General features: G+C 62.7%; 17 protein-coding genes and 1 pseudogene. 8 read left to right on the top strand and 10 right to left on the bottom strand.

Going from position 1 to position 15,129, the window contains the following annotated elements; translation table 11 throughout:
* Window positions 1-19 precede the first annotated feature (19 nt).
* Window positions 20-841, bottom strand: a complete 822-nt coding sequence (locus tag APH33_RS24755) for a phosphatase PAP2 family protein (protein WP_054887674.1) — start codon at window positions 839-841, stop codon at window positions 20-22.
* 2 nt (window positions 842-843) lie between these two features.
* Window positions 844-1,521 carry a histidine phosphatase family protein gene (locus APH33_RS24750; RefSeq protein WP_054887673.1) on the bottom strand — a complete coding sequence of 226 codons (678 nt, stop codon included), beginning with the start codon at window positions 1,519-1,521 and terminating at the stop codon, window positions 844-846.
* A 177-nt stretch (window positions 1,522-1,698) separates the two neighbouring features.
* Between APH33_RS24750 and APH33_RS24745 the strand changes: the two genes are divergently transcribed.
* Complete coding sequence (locus tag APH33_RS24745; RefSeq protein ID WP_054887672.1) at window positions 1,699-1,899, top strand: DUF1289 domain-containing protein; 201 nt, start codon at window positions 1,699-1,701, stop codon at window positions 1,897-1,899.
* A 53-nt stretch (window positions 1,900-1,952) separates the two neighbouring features.
* Complete coding sequence (locus tag APH33_RS24740; RefSeq protein ID WP_054887671.1) at window positions 1,953-2,600, top strand: LysE family translocator; 648 nt, start codon at window positions 1,953-1,955, stop codon at window positions 2,598-2,600.
* Window positions 2,601-2,851: 251 nt separating this feature from the next.
* Here the strand turns inward: APH33_RS24740 and APH33_RS24735 are convergent, their stop codons facing one another.
* Window positions 2,852-3,721 (bottom strand): GyrI-like domain-containing protein, encoded by an 870-nt coding sequence (locus tag APH33_RS24735; protein WP_054887670.1) that lies wholly within the window; start codon window positions 3,719-3,721, stop codon window positions 2,852-2,854.
* A gap of 94 nt (window positions 3,722-3,815) precedes the next feature.
* Complete coding sequence (locus APH33_RS24730) at window positions 3,816-3,989, bottom strand: DUF2986 domain-containing protein (RefSeq protein ID WP_082433707.1); 174 nt, start codon at window positions 3,987-3,989, stop codon at window positions 3,816-3,818.
* Between the two features lie 116 nt (window positions 3,990-4,105).
* Here APH33_RS24730 and APH33_RS24725 point away from each other — a divergent pair, with 116 nt between their 5' ends.
* A complete protein-coding gene (locus APH33_RS24725) occupies window positions 4,106-4,510 on the top strand; it encodes a tetratricopeptide repeat protein (protein ID WP_054887668.1) in 405 nt (134 codons plus the stop codon).
* A gap of 58 nt (window positions 4,511-4,568) precedes the next feature.
* Here APH33_RS24725 and APH33_RS24720 read toward each other — a convergent pair whose 3' ends face one another.
* The 4 genes from APH33_RS24720 to APH33_RS24705 form a co-directional block, all read right to left on the bottom strand.
* Entirely contained in the window at window positions 4,569-5,630 is a 1,062-nt protein-coding gene (locus APH33_RS24720; protein WP_054887667.1) for a ferritin-like protein, read from the bottom strand.
* 15 nt (window positions 5,631-5,645) lie between these two features.
* Window positions 5,646-7,277 carry a GMC oxidoreductase gene (locus tag APH33_RS24715; protein WP_054887666.1) on the bottom strand — a complete coding sequence of 544 codons (1,632 nt, stop codon included), beginning with the start codon at window positions 7,275-7,277 and terminating at the stop codon, window positions 5,646-5,648.
* Window positions 7,274-7,753: a hypothetical protein gene (locus APH33_RS24710; RefSeq protein ID WP_054887665.1), complete on the bottom strand. Its 480-nt coding sequence runs from the start codon at window positions 7,751-7,753 to the stop codon at window positions 7,274-7,276. The genes APH33_RS24715 and APH33_RS24710 overlap by 4 nt, the downstream gene beginning before the upstream one ends.
* A 166-nt stretch (window positions 7,754-7,919) precedes the next feature.
* Window positions 7,920-8,303 carry a hypothetical protein gene (locus APH33_RS24705; RefSeq protein ID WP_054887664.1) on the bottom strand — a complete coding sequence of 128 codons (384 nt, stop codon included), beginning with the start codon at window positions 8,301-8,303 and terminating at the stop codon, window positions 7,920-7,922.
* Between the two features lie 257 nt (window positions 8,304-8,560).
* Between APH33_RS24705 and APH33_RS24700 the strand changes: the two genes are divergently transcribed.
* Entirely contained in the window at window positions 8,561-9,751 is a 1,191-nt protein-coding gene (locus tag APH33_RS24700) for an MFS transporter (protein WP_054887663.1), read from the top strand.
* A gap of 10 nt (window positions 9,752-9,761) precedes the next feature.
* On the opposite strand, the gene APH33_RS24695 is transcribed toward APH33_RS24700, so the two are convergent.
* Window positions 9,762-10,694, bottom strand: a complete 933-nt coding sequence (locus APH33_RS24695; protein WP_054887662.1) for a LysR family transcriptional regulator — start codon at window positions 10,692-10,694, stop codon at window positions 9,762-9,764.
* A gap of 303 nt (window positions 10,695-10,997) precedes the next feature.
* On the opposite strand from APH33_RS24695, the gene APH33_RS24690 reads away from it, so the two are divergent.
* From APH33_RS24690 to APH33_RS24675, 4 genes and pseudogenes are all read left to right on the top strand, one after another.
* Complete coding sequence (locus APH33_RS24690) at window positions 10,998-11,891, top strand: LysR substrate-binding domain-containing protein (RefSeq protein ID WP_054887661.1); 894 nt, start codon at window positions 10,998-11,000, stop codon at window positions 11,889-11,891.
* A gap of 100 nt (window positions 11,892-11,991) precedes the next feature.
* On the top strand, window positions 11,992-12,696 hold the full coding sequence (locus APH33_RS24685) for an SDR family oxidoreductase (RefSeq protein WP_054887660.1): 705 nt from the start codon (window positions 11,992-11,994) through the stop codon (window positions 12,694-12,696).
* A gap of 116 nt (window positions 12,697-12,812) precedes the next feature.
* Window positions 12,813-13,004: pseudogene (locus tag APH33_RS27300) on the top strand (hypothetical protein); the annotation flags it as partial.
* Between the two features lie 136 nt (window positions 13,005-13,140).
* Complete coding sequence (locus tag APH33_RS24675; RefSeq protein WP_054887658.1) at window positions 13,141-14,766, top strand: methyl-accepting chemotaxis protein; 1,626 nt, start codon at window positions 13,141-13,143, stop codon at window positions 14,764-14,766.
* A 3-nt stretch (window positions 14,767-14,769) separates the two neighbouring features.
* On the opposite strand, the gene APH33_RS24670 is transcribed toward APH33_RS24675, so the two are convergent.
* A complete protein-coding gene (locus APH33_RS24670; protein WP_054887657.1) occupies window positions 14,770-15,066 on the bottom strand; it encodes a DUF3144 domain-containing protein in 297 nt (98 codons plus the stop codon).
* Window positions 15,067-15,129 lie beyond the last annotated feature (63 nt).

Here is a 15,129-nt window from a genome sequence, read left to right as displayed (position 1 = left end):
TCCTGAGCAGTGGCATCGCTCAAGCATAGGCGTTCACCGTCGCCTTGTCCGAGGGGGACCGAGCGGGCGCCTGGAGTGCCTCGCGGCCATAGAAGCCCAGGGCGGTGGCCCAGGTGGTCAGCCACACGAAGATGCCGGCCCAGAAGGTATGCGACATGTAGTGCCAGCCTTGCAGCACGCGGGTGGTGCCGTAGACGAAGCCGATCAGCAGGATGGCCACCAGCAGCTTGCGTGCATGCTGCCAGCGGTAACGCAGCGCCACGAAGTACAGTGCCAGCAGGGTGAAACCGCTGGACGCATGGCCGCCCGGCCAGCAACGGCCTTCACCGGCCTTGCTGAACCAGCTGAACTGCTCGTACCACTCCACGCGCGCCTCTGGGCCACCGTAGAGGGTAGTTTCCACCGGGCAATACACACTGGTGTGGCTTTTCAGGTAATGGATGACGGTGGTGCACAGGGCAAATGCCACCACCACGAACAGAAAGTCGCGGCGATGACGGTGGGTGAAACGCAGCACCGGGCTGATTCTGGCGGCATTCAGGCCACGGGTGATCAGAGCATCGGGATGGTTGGCCAGGCGCGGCCAGATGAACGACAGCAGCGAACCGATGATCGCCGCCTCACCGGTCCAGTTCGGTAGCACGCGTGGCCATTTGTGGGTCAATTTTTCGAACAACTGGTCATGCAGCAGCGGGAATTGCCCGCTGACGGGATCGAGCAACAGGTTGCTGATCCAGCGGTCCAGTTCGGTGAGATCGAACAGCAGGAACGTGATTGCCGCCAGCAGCAGCGGCAATAGCAAATTGTTGACGTAGAAAGCGGTGCGTGGAGAAACGGGCATGCTTACATCCCTGTGCTGCTGTTGAGTGTCTGCCATTGGTTGGCGTTGAGTTGCCCGAGCAAGTGGGCCTTGCCGTTGCTGTCTTTGCTGACGAACAGTGCACTGGCATAGCCGGCAACCCGTTCGCCGCCTGCGACGCGCAGCTGCCGCTCGAGGTGGTCGATGCAGCCGCTGTGGGTGATCAGCACCAGGTTGTGACCCTCGCGCTTGTGAGCCAGGGCAGCGTTGGCAAAGGTACTGTCACAGCGTGCCAGCCAGTCCTGGGTTTCGATGGCTTTGCCAAACACGGCTGACGCCGTCTGCTGGGTGCGCACCTCTGGGCTGCTGAGGATATCGGCGTCGGCCAGGCCCAGGTGGCGGATGCCCTCGCCAACGGCGGTCGCTGCCTGGTTGCCCTCCACGGTGATGCCGGCAGGGTCGCCAAGGCAGGCATGGTTGGAGCGGTCGCAGCGTTCGGCATGACGGATCAGGACAATCACCTGGTCGCTGTTCCAGGCGCTGTAGACGCCGTGCTCGCTCATCAGCTGCGCGCTGCCCAGGTTGCTGACATGTGGACGAAGCACATGCCACAGGCCGAACGCCGTGAAGGCCAGCACCACGGCCAGCAGCCAGGCTGCAGGCAGCTTACGGCCTTTGAGGTGCACAAGGCGCGGGTGCGTCGCAATTACATTTTCCAGCATGCTGCCACTCCGGGGACAAGGCTGGCTGCACCTTATCCTCGGCTTTGTGGCCCGTTGGTGAAGCGGATGTGAAAATTGTCTTAGCCCACAAGCTGGCCGACGCGGAGGATTTTTTCCGCAGGTTGCGGCAGTTTGTGATGCACACGGTATGATTCGCGCCCGCAACCGGAGCCCTCCATGGCCAAAGACATCGAAAACCCCTGCGTCGCGCTTTGCCAGCTCAACAGCGAGTTGTGCGTGAGCTGCGGCCGCACCCGTGAAGAAATCCGCAAGTGGCGCGGCATGAAGCGCCCGGAGAAGATGGCCACCGTGCAACGCGCGGCCACGCGAATGAAGGCCATCAGCAAGAAGAACGCCAAGCGCCAGGGCAACGACTGAAACCGCTGGACTTGTGTAAGATGCAGGCTTCGCAACGTTCGTGAGCTTGCCGTATGGATACCCACTCGCTTCTTGCCTTCACCCTGGTCGCTGCAATCGCCATCGCCAGCCCGGGGCCTGCCACGCTGATGGCCATCAACAACAGCATCAACCATGGCCAGCGCAGTACGCTCTGGTCGTCGCTGGGCAATGGCACCGGGCTGTTCTGCCTGTCGGCGGCGGCCATGCTCGGGCTCGGCGCTTTGTTGGCCAGTTCCGAAATGCTGTTCAACGCGGTCAAGCTGATCGGTGCTGGCTACCTGTTCTACCTCGGTGCCCGGCAGTTGCTCAAGAAGGGCCCGATGCTGGTCGACCAGGTGGCCGCGAAGGTGAGCAAGCCGACCCCGCTGAAGTTGTACAAGTCGGCGTTCCTGACTGCTGTTACCAACCCCAAGGCAACCATGTTCTTCACCGCGCTGTTCCCGCAGTTCATCGACCAGGGCGCGGCGTTGCTGCCGCAGTTCCTCACCCTGACCGGGATCTTCGTGGCGTTGTCGCTGATCTCGTTGACGCTGTATGCGGCGCTGGCGTCGCGGGCCAAGGGCGTGCTCATCCGGCCGGCGCTGTCGCGTTGGGTGAGCCGGGTAGTGGGTACGACCTTCATTGGCTTTGGTGCGGCGATTCTCGCCATGCGCCGCCAGGCCGCTTCGGCGCCACTCTAGTGCCTGCCTGTCGCTGCATGTCAGCGACACGGCTTCCCAGGCAGTGCATGTTCACTGATAGCAAAAGGATTTGTCTTTTACTCTGCATCTATGGCTTCCCTTCGCCTTGGCCTACCTGACGACAACCCTGTCCCCGGGCCCAAACATTCTGTTGGTGGTGCGTAACGCCCTTCGCCATGGCCCTTCGGCGATGGCCGTGACACTACTGGGCAACCTCGCCGCGCAGTTGCTTTTGACCAGCGGCAGGCTACCTACTTCAAAGGCACGTAGACATCCGTTTGCCACTGATCCAGCGGCGTCTCGGGGTAAACACTCAGGTAATGGAAAAACAACGGATGGTCGCGCAGTTCTTCGTTGCTGACGGGTAGCCAGTCGCGGTAAAGCGGGTAGAGGGTTTCGCCGATATGGTCAGGCGAGCCTGCATGGCGAATGACGGCACATCGTCCAGCAGGGATGACCCGCTCCTGCACGCCGAAGCTATTGGGCCTTACGGCTTCAGCTATCTCGCCACAGATTGCGAAGTGGAAATCGTCTTCGGGAACGGTGTCAGGGTTGTTGTATGGAATGCCAAAGGTGCGGCTCTGGGCCACCGGCGACTGACCGCTGTGCAGGCGCCATTGGCGAAAGTGTTCGACGCTTTCGCCAAGCAGGCCCGGTGAGCCATGGTGTTCGAGTGCCGCCACGCGGGTTTCGGCAAATTCCACGATTCGTATTTGCATGCTGATGCTCCTGGACAAGTGAGGAACCACGAATACCGCACTCCAGGCCTGCCAGTTCGGGGCTTTGGCAAACACACTGGGCGCCCTGCCGAAAGCCCGCTTGAACGCCCTGGAAAACGCCTCGGGGCTTTCGAAACCTGCTGCGAATGAGACTTCCAGCACAGGGGTCGCTGGCGAGGCGACCAGTTGATGTGCCGCGCGCCGAAGCCGAAGCAGCTGTACATACCGCGAAACAGGAATGCCTATGTACGCGGAGAACTGCCGATGAAAGTGATACGCCGAGAAGTTGGCGATCCGGCTCAAGGCGTTCACTGACAGGTCGCCTTCAAGATGACTGTCGATGTAGGCGAGCACGGCTTCGAACCGTCTGGCGTAGGCGGGGCTGGGCTGTATGTCAGTCAACGTACGGAGTCTCTGGAAGTGCGGTGAGCACTAGCATCACCCGATCAGCCCTTGTTGTGCCTAGCCGTGATTGCTCTATCGGCACTTGCCTGGTTCAGGCTTGCACGGCAGGGGTATCGACGCCGGCAGCGGCCTGTGCCTCGGCATCCAGCTTCAGCCGGTCGGCCTTGCTGATGTACCTGGGCTTGTTGCTCTTGGGCGCCAGCTTGGCATTGGCCTTCTTCTGGTGGGCCTTGAGCAGCTGTTTGATTTTCTTCTGGCGGTTCATGTCCATCTCTGATGTGCAGCGTAAGACGCGCATTGTACCTCGGGAACTTCAGGCTGCGGGCCCGGTCTGTAGCCTCTCGCCAAATTCACCTGACGCCTCTTCGAGTGCCCACCCCCATGCCAAGCCAGCGCCTGCTGTCAGCACTGTTCCTGTTGTTCAGCACCGTTGCCTGCCAAGGCGTGCAGGCAGGTTCATACTCGGCACCGGCACGCAGCAACAACGCCTCGACCCAGCTGATCGAGCGCGCTTCGCGGCAGTATGAAGAAGGCAAGCTGGACCAGGCCGCCGCCACGCTGGAGCGCGCCCTGCAGATCCAGCCGGGCAACCCGGCCACGCTGCACTATCTGGGCGTGCTGCGCCTGGAGCAGGGGCAGTATGACCAGGCCGAAGTGCTGGCGGTGCGTTCCAACCAGCGGGTTGGCGGCAACACCGCCCTGCGCAATCGCAACTACCAGTTGATCCAGGCCGCGCAGAAGGCTCGCCAGTCTGCAGCGGTGACGGTCGCAGGCAAGGCCCGCTGAGGCTCAGCTGAAAAGCGAGTGCCGCCCTCAAGGCGGCACTCCTGGTGTTGCGCGAGGCTTAAATCGCCGGCGGCACCCATTCGAAAGTGGGCGCACCATGGTGCCCGTCGGGGTCGTTGGCAATCGGCGTGGCGACCATCTGCAGGGCGGTGCCGGTCATGTCGTGCATGCTGTTGAGGATGGCCGTATACATGGCACCGGAGGCGCCGTTGAGCGCTTCGGCGATCTGATACAGCATCAGCGAGTAAAGGCGATTGAACTGCTCGTTGAGTGCCGCCATCTCCGGGTCGCCCAGATAGTCCGTCGCTTTTGGGTTGGCCTTGATTGGGTACACCTCAAGGTAGTCCACCTCGAATGCCGCGCCCGTGGGGGGCTGTCGTGGGTCGTCCCCAGGTCGGTAGTGGCGGGCGAACTGGATTTCGCGAAAGCGGAAGAAATGCGCGACTTCCTCGGGCTGACTGAAATAGCTGTCAACGTCATACACCGCGCCGCGAGTGCCTTCGCCCTGGGTGACGATCACCTCGATCGCTTCCCGAGCCAATGCCAGGCTGGTGATCACGATCGGCTTGCCGCCGCCGCCCCAATAGTAGTTCAGTCCCAGTTGGTGCTGTGGATTGCCGCTGAAGACGGCCCGTTCGCCGTAGACCTCGCACAGGGCTGCCAGCTTATGGGCCAGGGCATCATAGAACTCACCGATGGTGTAGCCGGGCACGTCGATTTCCTGCATGGCCTGCAGTTGCGGTGGCTGGCCCCAGCCTTCGGGCAGTTCGATCTCGGTGAAGACCTCGATGCTGGCTGCACTGAACGGGCCGAGGTTGGCCTCGAATTCACGTTCTCTGAACTGCTTGCCCTGGAACTTCAGGGTCAATGGGAACGATGGCACGTTCTGTTCGCTGAACTGCACGCGGCCACCGATGGCCGAGAGCAGGTTGCCGGCGAGCGACAGGTGCAGCATCTCTTCCATCATCACGCTGCGTATCAGGTTTGCTGCAACCCGGTTCCTGCCGGGCTTGATGCTGATCAGTGCCGTCATGTAGAGGGGGATGGTCGACAGTTCGATGCCCATGGCCGTGTGCAGCCATTGGCTCAGCTCGCTCTTTTCTTGTTCCAGCGTCTTCATGGGTGACCTCCATTGTCAGGGCTTGCGCGCCGCGGCCAGGTGTTCGCCCAGCCGCAGCGCAAGGGCGGTCAGGGTCAGCGTCGGGTTGACCGCGCCGGTGTTGGGGAACGCAGCGTTGGAGCAAACGTACAGGTTGTCGACACCGAACAGCTTGAGGTGCTTGTCGTTCACCCCGTCTTGCGCGCTGTCCGCCATGCGACAGGTGCAGGCTGAGTGGTCGGCTCGCCAGGAGATCGATGGCGGGCCGGCTGGCGTGGCACCCATGCCTTCGAAAATCTTGGCAATGTGGTCGCCAATCTCCTGGATGCGGGTGTTGAAGTCCGGCGACTGGGAGTAGTCGACGATGGTTTCCGGCAGGCCGATACGGTTGCGGATGTCGAGGTTGGTCACCCGGTTGTGGTATTCGCTGGGGATCTCGAGCATGCCGTGGATCTGCACTTGCGCAGGCCCGCGCACTGCAGCATCGATGTCGGCGCGGAGCATGCCGCTCTGCATCATCTGCGCGATGCTCAGGGTCTTGCCGTTGACGAGGCTGGTGTACGTGCTGGGCGGGTTGATCAGGATGAACTTGCCCTTGGCCTGCTCCTGCGGGCTGTCGAAATAGCGGCTGCACAGCGTCGGGAAGTCCATTTCCGGCTGCAGGCGCTGCGGGTTGTGGTCTACCGTGGCGGTGAAAATGAAGTAGGGGTGGGTGATGAAGTAGCGGCCAACCAGGTCGTGGTCATTGCCGACCCCGTTGGGCCAGTAAGCCGAGCGCGAGCGCAGCAGCAACTTGGGCGACTCGATGGCACCGCCGGCAACGATGACCGTGCAGGCATCGATGGTCAGCCGTTGGCCGCTCATCTTGTCCAGGCAGGCAACACCGCTGGCGCGCTGCTTCGAGGCCATCAGCACCTCTTCGACAACGCAGTTGTCGAGCACCCGCAGGTTGGGGAAGTTGCCCCAGTCGAGCATATCGTTCAGGTAGTTAGGGGCGGCATAGCGCGCGCCAAATGGGCAGTACTTGCACGTGCCAGTGGTCTTGCAGGGGGCATGGCGCGAGGTGGTGTCGGTACTGCCGTGGCGCGCGATCGGCACGTGAGCGGTGCTCATCCCCAGCGCCGTCATAGCCTGGTGGGCAGGCTGGTCTTCAAGGGTGTAGGGAAAGGCGGGGAAGGGGTAGTCCGCCGAGCGAGGCGGGTCCTGGTCGCTGGAATCGCCTGACACCCCGATGTAGCACTCGGCCTGGTGGTAGTAAGGTTCCAGTTCGGCGTAGTCCAGCGGCCAGTCGGCGCCCTGGCCGGTATTGCTTTTGAGCCTGAAGTCTTCGGCCTTGAGGCGAAACGACCAGCCGCCCCAGTGGATGGTCGATCCGCCGTAGGTCATCACTCTGGCACCGGCCAGTGGCACCACCGTCGCGCCGACATTGCGGTTTTCGCCGGGAGCATCGCGCTCCGGATAATCAAGATCGTTGTACTTGTAGTAAGGCAGTTTCGCGTAGGCGTTGCCCGAGACCATGAAGTCGTCCCACAGCGCCTGGTCCTGCATCTTGACCCGGGTACCGGCTTCGATGATCAGGATGTCGCGCTGCGGGTCATCCTGCAGCAGGCGGCTGGCCAGCGCGGCGGCGGCAACCCCCGACCCTATGATCAGTACGTCCGTGTTCATCGTGGCGACTCCTCGGTGGTTCTGTAGGGGGCGGGTTCACCGGGGATGAATGCGCCGGCGATGAAGCTCAGGTAATTCACTGCACCGGTGAAGGCTTTGAAGCCCCCTTGCGAGACCTGGAAGGCGATGAACTCGTTGGAGACCTTTTGCCTGGCCAAGGCCAGTGGTGTTTCCGGCGGGCTCTGGTTGGCAGCGGGGTCGGTGAACAGGGTCTTGTAGGCCTGCGCCTTGCCCACTTCGGCGATCAGCGCGTCCAGGGTCTGTCTGGCCTGGGTGTAGATGCTGCGGTACTCAGGGTGCAACCGGATGCGGTTGTCCATGAACACGAACAACCTGGACTTGTACTGCTGCGGGGCGGGCAGGTTGCCCCAGAAACTCGATATCTGCTCGAAGACTTCGAACATCGCCTCGTAAACCTCGGTAGCCAAGGGCTCGGCGCCAAGGTTGGCCGGATGGTTGACCTGTTGCTGGTACATGTGCGGATTCTCCCTGACAACATGCGAACGAACGCGCCGCAGTGCACGGCCGGCAAATGCCCGTGCACACGGAAACCGCGCCAGCGGGCGAGGGGCGTCAGCCCTTCAGGCCAGGTGACGTGCGTACTGTTGGCGCGTGGCTAGATCATCGGCGTGACCCGGGCGGTCACGTAGGCTTCTGCTGAAGGTTGCCGGCAAGGGACACGCTCAGCGTGTAGTCGTAGCGGTTCTCGCCACTCCCTTGCGGGCTGCCGATTTCACAGTTGAGGCCAGCAGCCTGAGCCACAACGATGTAAGGCTCCCAGGTGCCTGGCTGAGACCCGGAGTTGATCACGCAGTTGATCTCGGGGTTGTCCGTCAGGTAAAGGGTGAAGAACACATTGCCATCACTGTCCCACAGGCCAGTGGTGACAGGGCCGGCAGTGGCTGGGGTGAAGATACTGATCTGGCCACCGTAGCTGGCGCCGCCATTGTCGCTGGCGAACGAGACACCCAGGTCGAGGCTGCTGGAGATACTGAAATTGCACGTGAGGCTGGAGCTGGCGGGCATGATTCTCTCCTTGTAATCATCAGACGCTAAGGCCCTACATTATTCGTGGGCAAATGCAGTGTAGTAGCCATTTGCCAAATGCCAATGGCCAGCCATCTGCCCGCTTGTCGCCCTGGACCTGCGCCTCAGGTTGAGTGCAGCTTACTGGTCAGTCACTGCTCTATTGATGAATCTGATTCCATTTTCATGTGATCATTTGCCAGTAATTGATTATTTGGGAATGAATAAACTGGGAGGCCATTAACAGGAGCTTCCCAATGTCCGTTTACGAACCAACCGCACAGGTTGCTTCCACTTCCAGAAACGCAGGAATCAGCATCGCGATCCTGGCCTTTTCCGCCTTTCTCATCGTTACCACCGAATTCCTCATCGTAGGGCTGCTTCCCGCGCTGGCCAGGGACCTGAACATTTCGATTGCCGTGGCCGGGCAACTGGTGACGCTGTTCGCCTTCACAGTGATGGTGTCCGGTCCGCCGCTGACGGCGACGCTGTCACACCTGCCGCGGAAAAAACTGTTCATCGGCATCTTGCTGCTGTTCGCCGCGGCCAACGCGGTGGCCGCCGCTTCAAGCAGCTTCTGGCTGCTTGCCGTGGCCCGTGTCGTGCCTGCCTTGGCTTTGCCGGTGTTCTGGGGCACAGCCAGCGAGACAGCCGGGCAACTGGCCGGGCCGCAGCGGGCTGGGCAGGCTATTTCAAGGGTGTACCTGGGGATTTCGGCGGCCATGTTGCTGGGCATTCCGCTAGGTACCGTGGCGGCCAGTGCGGTCGGCTGGAGAGGGGCTTTCTGGCTGCTCGCCGGGCTGTCGTTGCTCATGGCTGTGGCCATGTGGATCTACATGCCGAGCGTGGCGCGCATGGCCAAGGTGGATTTCCTCCAGCAGGCACGGATTTTCAGGGAGCCGCGTTTCCTGGCCAACGTACTGCTTTCGGTGGTGGTGTTCAGTGCCATGTTCATCGCCTACACCTACCTGGCCGACATCCTCGAGCGTGTCGCGGGCGTGGCACCTGCCGATGTGGGCTGGTGGATGATGGGCTTTGGCGCCATTGGTCTGGTGGGTAACTGGATGGGTGGCAAGGCAGTCGACCAGTCGCCGATCAAAGCCACCCTCGGCTTTCTCGTGCTGCTTGCGCTGGGCATGGCCGCGGCCGTTCCGCTGGCTCAAGACGGCTGGCTGTTCTGTGTTGCGCTTGGGCTGTGGGGCATCGCCAACACGGCGCTTTACCCGGTCAGCCAGGTACGGGTCATGCGTTCGGTCAACCACGCACAGGCGCTGGCGGGCACCAGTAATGTCTCGGCGGCCAACGCCGGTATCGGTGTGGGGGCCATCGTCGGTGGCATGACCGTGGCGAACCTGGGTATTGGCTACCTCGGCTACGTGGCTGCTGCCGTTGCGGTGCTGGCGCTGTTGCTGGCGTTGGCCATTCGCAATCTGGCGCCTGAGCGCTAGGGCAGGGCAGTCAGCTGTCGCCGGCCCGGCTGCCGTGGGGCGTCAGCCGCGGCAGCAAGTAGTCCAGCAGTGCGCGGACCTTGGGCTGGTTCTCGCGGCTTTTCAGCCAGACCAGGTTCATGGGCAGGCCGTCCGTTGCCAGTTCTGGCAGCACCTCGACCAGCGTGCCTTGGTCGAGGTGCCGTTGGGTCAGCCAGGTCGGCAGCTGGCCAATGCCATGCCCGGCGAGCACAGCGGCCACTTCACCCTCGCCATCGCCGACTGCGATGCGTGCCTGCAGTGTACGCCGCTCCATCTCTCCCGGCTGCCGGCCTTTGAAAAACCACGGGCTGACCTGACCGTCGCCGTGCCCATAGCCGACGCAGTGATGCTGATCGAGATCACCTTCGCTTTGCGGGGTACCGTGCTGTACAAGGTAGCCGGGTGAGGCGCAAAAGATCAGGCGCTGGGCGCCGAAATACTGATGGCCAAGGCTGGCTGGCCAGGCATCCGCGCCGCCGATGCGCACGACGATGTCGATGCCTTCGTGCTGCGGGTCGATAAAGCGGTCGGTAAACGAGATGTGCGGTCGCAGCAACGGATGCTGGTGGATGAAATCCAGGATCAGCGGCAGCACATGCAACCGGCCATACGAGGCTGGCAAGTCTATCCGCACCTTGCCGTGAGGCTCGTCGCCCTCGGCGCTGAGCGCATGCTCGACCTGCTCCAGGTCGGCCAGGACCGACGTACAGGTGCGGTAGAACGTAATACCCGCCTCGGTCAGCGCCAAGGTGCGGGTGGTACGGTTGAACAGCCGTACCCCAAGGCGTTCCTCCAGGCGCGCGACACTCTTGCTCACAGCCGATCCGGTGAGGTTCAGCCGTTCGGCCGCGGCAGTGAAACTGCCCAGGTCAGCGACCGCGACAAAGACGTCGAGACCTTTCAGCCGTTCAGATGAAAACATTCGCATCTCCCGTTGAGCGCCATGGAACAGGAATTGCTGGCAATGCTTTAAAGCTGACCAGGCGGGGGATACGCCAATGCTCGTGGAAGACCACTGCTTCATGTTCCTCGTGGTGATGATCGTGCTGGCCGTGGATGCGGTGGCGCTCACCCTTTATTGGCGCAGCAAACCCTGACCCCAGCCTCGGGGGCAGGATACCCCCTGGTCGGGGCCTTTGCGATGAATGATCGACTGGCACCGCTTCCAAACCCGAGCTGACGGCGGTAGCCTCGGTAGACCTTCGCCGATAGAAATTCCATTCCCATGCCTGCTGGTTTTCCCGGGTTGCCGTCACTCAATGCGCTGCGTGTGTTCGAAGTGGTGGCGCGTCAGTTGAACTTCCGCCTCGCCGCCGAGGAGCTGGGCGTGACCCAGGCGGCTGTCGCCCAGCAGGTGCGCGGGTTGGAAGCCAGCCTGCAGGTACGCCTGTTCGAGCGCCTGCCACGGGGTGTCAGGCTGACCGATGCCGGGCGTGGCTATGCAGCGAGTATCCGCAGTGCCTTGGGCATGATCGACGAAGCCACCCGGCTGCTGCGCCCGGTGCCTTCCCAGCTCACGGTCAGCGTGACGCCTACCTTTGCTTCGAAGTGGCTGATTCCAAGGCTCGGCCACTTCGCCGAGGCCTACCCCGACATCGATCTGCGCCTGCTGGCCAGCGAACGCCTCGCACACTTCCATACCGATGGCGTCGACATCGCCGTGCGCTACGGGCAGCCGCCGTTCGCTGGCGGGCTGAACGCTGAGCTGCTGATGGAGCAGCGCATCGTCGCGGTGGCGAGCCCGGCACTGGTGGCTGAGATGGGCAGGCCAGACAGCTTTGCCGCCTTGCAGCGATATGTCGCGTTGCACGATGGGCACAACTTCTGGCCGCAGTTCACCGCCGCCTTGTTCCCTGCGCATCCGAAGCCGACGGCCAAGAGTGTGCGTTTCAACCAGACATCGCTGGCCATCGATGCTGCCATCGGCGGGCAGGGTGTAGCACTCGCCAGCCATGCCTTCGTCAAGGACGACATCGCTGCAGGCAGGCTGCAACAGGTGTTGGCTCTGCAGCTGCGGCTGGACAAGGCCTTCTACCTGGTCTGGCCACGCAAGGCGCAGGAGGCGCCAGCGCTGGGCTTTGTCAGAGCGTGGCTGAAAAGCCAGGTAGACGATAGTTAATCTACTGCATGCGCAAACCTTGGCTGCCTCCCTCGGCCAGTGGGTGACTGCTAGTGTAATGGACTCGCAACTGCACGGTTCCATCACCCCAGGAGGCAACATGTCTGTAGAAAAAGTGGCAATCATCACCGCCGGTGGCAGCGGCATGGGCGCAGCAGCGGCACGTCGTCTGGCCGCTGACGGGTTCAAGGTTGGCATTTTGTCCTCATCGGGCAAGGGCGAGGCGCTGGCCGCCGAGCTTGGCGGCATTGGCGTCACTGGCAGCAACCAGTCGGTCGAGGACCTGCAGCGCCTGGTAGAGGCCGTGGTCGAGCAATGGGGGCGCATCGACGTGCTGGTCAACAGCGCCGGCCACGGCCCGCGCGCTCCCATCCTGGAAATCAGCGACGAGGACTGGCACAAGGGCATGGACACCTACCTGCTCAATGTCATCCGCCCGACGCGGCTGGTGACGCCTCATATGCAAAAACAGCAGGGCGGGGTAATCATCAACATCTCCACCGCCTGGGCGTTCGAGCCGGTTGATCTGTTTCCTACATCGGCTGTGTTCCGTTCAGGCCTGGCCGCCTTCACCAAGATCTTCGCCGACCATTACGCCGGGGATAATGTGCGCATGAACAATGTGCTCCCCGGCTGGATCGACAGCCTGCCGGCCACCGAGCAGCGCCGCGACAGCGTACCGCTCAAGCGCTACGGTACCAGCGAGGAGATCGCCGCCACCATCGCCTTCCTCGCCAGCGATGGCGCTGCCTATATCACCGGGCAGAACATCAGGGTTGATGGTGGCGTGACGCGCAGCGTCTGAGCAGGTTGTTTTGGGGGCGGCCGGGAGGTGTTCGCCGTGGCAGTTCCGGCGCTCGATCACCTAAGCGCTGCACGCCTCGCGGCATACATCTGTAAGCCCTGATCGGCCTGAGTTGAACCTTGGCGATTGTGGTGGCCGCCGCGTTCGGCCTGCTGGGTGCAGCGGGTGCGATGATCGCCGCGCTGCTGCACAACCTCAGTATGCTGTTGGTGCTGACCAACGCCGGGCGCCTGTTGCGTCATGCCGAACGGCTCGGGCCTGGCAATGCGGTGCCGGCGGTGAAGCTCTCGGCCGAAGCGCACGGCACGCAACATCTGTTCGGTTACCGAACACAAGCCGTGTGGGCGCGCTCAAGCCTGCGGCGCAGACTCCGATAGCTGCTGACCCACCGTCGAAACCTCGACCAGAAGTGGCGTCAACCAGCACAAAAGGAGTACCGCACGCATGTTTGCCGACCTGAAGATCCGTACCGGAATGTTCTGGGTGCTGTTGTTGTTCAGCCTGACCTTGTTGTTCTCCACCGTCAGTGCCTGGCGGGCGGCGCTGGGCAGCGACGAGCAGATCACCGAACTGGATCAGACCGCGCACCAGTCGGACCGGCTGAACAATGCCCTGCTGATGGCGATCCGCTCCAGTGCCAACGTGTCTTCGGGCTTCATCGAGCAGCTGGGTGGCCACGACGAGAGTGCGAACAAACGCATGGCGATGTCGGTCGAGCTGAACGACAAGAGCCAGAAGCTGGTCGACGAGTTCGTCGAAAACACGCGCGAGCCGGCGCTGCACGCAGTGGCCAGCGAGCTGCAAGCCACCTTCGCTGAGTACGCCAAGGCGGTGGACGGGCAGCGCGAAGCCACGCGGCAACGCTCGCTGGAGCAGTATTTCAGGGTCAACACCGACGCCGGCAATGCCATGGGCCGGCTGCAGGCGCTGCGCCAGCAACTGGTTGCAGTCTTGACCGAACGCGGGCAGCAGATCATGCAGGAATCCGACCGTCGCCTGGAGCGTGCGCAACAGCTGAGCCTGGGGTTGCTGGCGGTGACATTGTTGCTTGCCGGCCTGTGCTGGGCCTTCATCGCCCAGCGTGTGCTGCACCCGTTGCGTGAAGCGGGCCAGCACTTCCAGCGCATTGCCAGTGGCGACCTGAGCGTGCCGGTGCAGGCTCAGCAACGCAACGAGATCGGCCAGCTGTTCAATGAACTGGAGCGTATGCAGCAGAGCCAGCGCGATACCTTGGGCAAGATCAGCAGTTGCACCCGGCAGCTGGCCGATGCGACGCAAGCGTTGAATGCCGTCACCGAGCAAAGCGCCAACAACCTGCGCCAGCAGGGCCAGGAGCTGGAACAGGCGGCCACCGCCGTCACCGAAATGACCACGGCCGTGGAAGAGGTCGCACGCAATGCCGTGACGACCTCCCAGGCGACCCATGAATCCAATCAGCTGGCGGAGAAAAGCCGTCAGCAGGTCAGCGACAACATCGATGGCACCCAGGCCATGACCCGCGAGATCCAGACCAGTAGCGGCCATCTCGAGCAGCTGGTGGGGCAGGTGCGCGATATCGGCAAGGTGCTCGAGGTGATCCGTTCGGTGTCCGAGCAGACCAACCTGCTGGCACTCAACGCAGCCATCGAGGCGGCCCGCGCCGGGGATGCCGGGCGCGGTTTTGCGGTGGTGGCCGATGAGGTGCGCACGCTCGCCTACCGTACCCAGGCCTCGACCCAGGAAATCGAGCAGATGATCGGCCGCGTGCAGCAGGGGACCGAGGCGGCGGTCGCCTCGATGCAGGCCAGCACCAGCCGGGCGCAGTCGACACTCGACGTCACCCTGGCTTCAGGCCAGGTGCTGGAGGGGATCTACAGTGCCATTGGCGAGATCAACGAGCGCAACCTGGTGATCGCCAGTGCGGCCGAAGAGCAGGCGCAGGTGGCGCGTGAGGTGGACCGCAACCTGCTGAACATCCGCGAGCTGTCGAGCCAGTCGGCGGCGGGTGCACAGCAGACCAGCGAGGCCAGCCAGGCGTTGTCAGGGCTGGTAGGGGAGATGACGGCGCTGGTGGGGCGGTTCAGGGTCTGAAGCTCAACTTTGCTTGCCCAGCACGTAACGGTCGAACTGCTCGATGTACTCGTCGACGTTGTCTTCCAGCATCATCCGGTATTGCTCGCTGAAGTACTTCAGGATTTCTTCGCGAGCGGCGGCCATTTCGGCGCCGGACTTGAAGTTGCGGGCGCTGAGCCAGGCACTGAAGCGGCTGGCGGCGAAGGTCATCGAAGCGCTGACCTTGCCGATATCGGCGAGCGTGTCGAGCTGCTGGTTGGCCAGGTCGATGTGCGCATCGGCGCGGTCGTAGAATGCCTGGTCGGTGGCTTGGGTCATGGCGGTATACCTGTGTGGGCCGGTCTTGCGGGGCGCAAAGGATGCCACAGCGGGCGCCTGGCC

The sequence above is a fragment of the Pseudomonas sp. NBRC 111130 genome, from assembly GCF_001320485.1.
In the GTDB taxonomy this organism is placed as follows: domain Bacteria; phylum Pseudomonadota; class Gammaproteobacteria; order Pseudomonadales; family Pseudomonadaceae; genus Aquipseudomonas; species Aquipseudomonas vlassakiae.
This window is presented reverse-complemented; position numbering and strand designations above follow the sequence as displayed.

Bases quoted from the DNA above. Each gene is read 5' to 3' on its own strand.
- APH33_RS24715 (WP_054887666.1), bottom strand. From the start codon at position 7,277: ATGAACACGGACGTACTGATCATAGGGTCGGGGGTTGCCGCCGCCGCG.
- APH33_RS24730 (WP_082433707.1), bottom strand. From the start codon at position 3,989: ATGAACCGCCAGAAGAAAATCAAACAGCTGCTCAAGGCCCACCAGAAG.
- APH33_RS24720 (WP_054887667.1), bottom strand. From the start codon at position 5,630: ATGAAGACGCTGGAACAAGAAAAGAGCGAGCTGAGCCAATGGCTGCAC.
- APH33_RS24675 (WP_054887658.1), top strand. From the start codon at position 13,141: ATGTTTGCCGACCTGAAGATCCGTACCGGAATGTTCTGGGTGCTGTTG.
- APH33_RS24705 (WP_054887664.1), bottom strand. From the start codon at position 8,303: ATGCCCGCCAGCTCCAGCCTCACGTGCAATTTCAGTATCTCCAGCAGC.
- APH33_RS24695 (WP_054887662.1), bottom strand. From the start codon at position 10,694: ATGTTTTCATCTGAACGGCTGAAAGGTCTCGACGTCTTTGTCGCGGTC.
- APH33_RS24750 (WP_054887673.1), bottom strand. From the start codon at position 1,521: ATGCTGGAAAATGTAATTGCGACGCACCCGCGCCTTGTGCACCTCAAA.
- APH33_RS24670 (WP_054887657.1), bottom strand. From the start codon at position 15,066: ATGACCCAAGCCACCGACCAGGCATTCTACGACCGCGCCGATGCGCAC.
- APH33_RS24740 (WP_054887671.1), top strand. From the start codon at position 1,953: ATGGATACCCACTCGCTTCTTGCCTTCACCCTGGTCGCTGCAATCGCC.
- APH33_RS24725 (WP_054887668.1), top strand. From the start codon at position 4,106: ATGCCAAGCCAGCGCCTGCTGTCAGCACTGTTCCTGTTGTTCAGCACC.
- APH33_RS24685 (WP_054887660.1), top strand. From the start codon at position 11,992: ATGTCTGTAGAAAAAGTGGCAATCATCACCGCCGGTGGCAGCGGCATG.
- APH33_RS24755 (WP_054887674.1), bottom strand. From the start codon at position 841: ATGCCCGTTTCTCCACGCACCGCTTTCTACGTCAACAATTTGCTATTG.
- APH33_RS24690 (WP_054887661.1), top strand. From the start codon at position 10,998: ATGCCTGCTGGTTTTCCCGGGTTGCCGTCACTCAATGCGCTGCGTGTG.
- APH33_RS24710 (WP_054887665.1), bottom strand. From the start codon at position 7,753: ATGTACCAGCAACAGGTCAACCATCCGGCCAACCTTGGCGCCGAGCCC.
- APH33_RS24745 (WP_054887672.1), top strand. From the start codon at position 1,699: ATGGCCAAAGACATCGAAAACCCCTGCGTCGCGCTTTGCCAGCTCAAC.
- APH33_RS24700 (WP_054887663.1), top strand. From the start codon at position 8,561: ATGTCCGTTTACGAACCAACCGCACAGGTTGCTTCCACTTCCAGAAAC.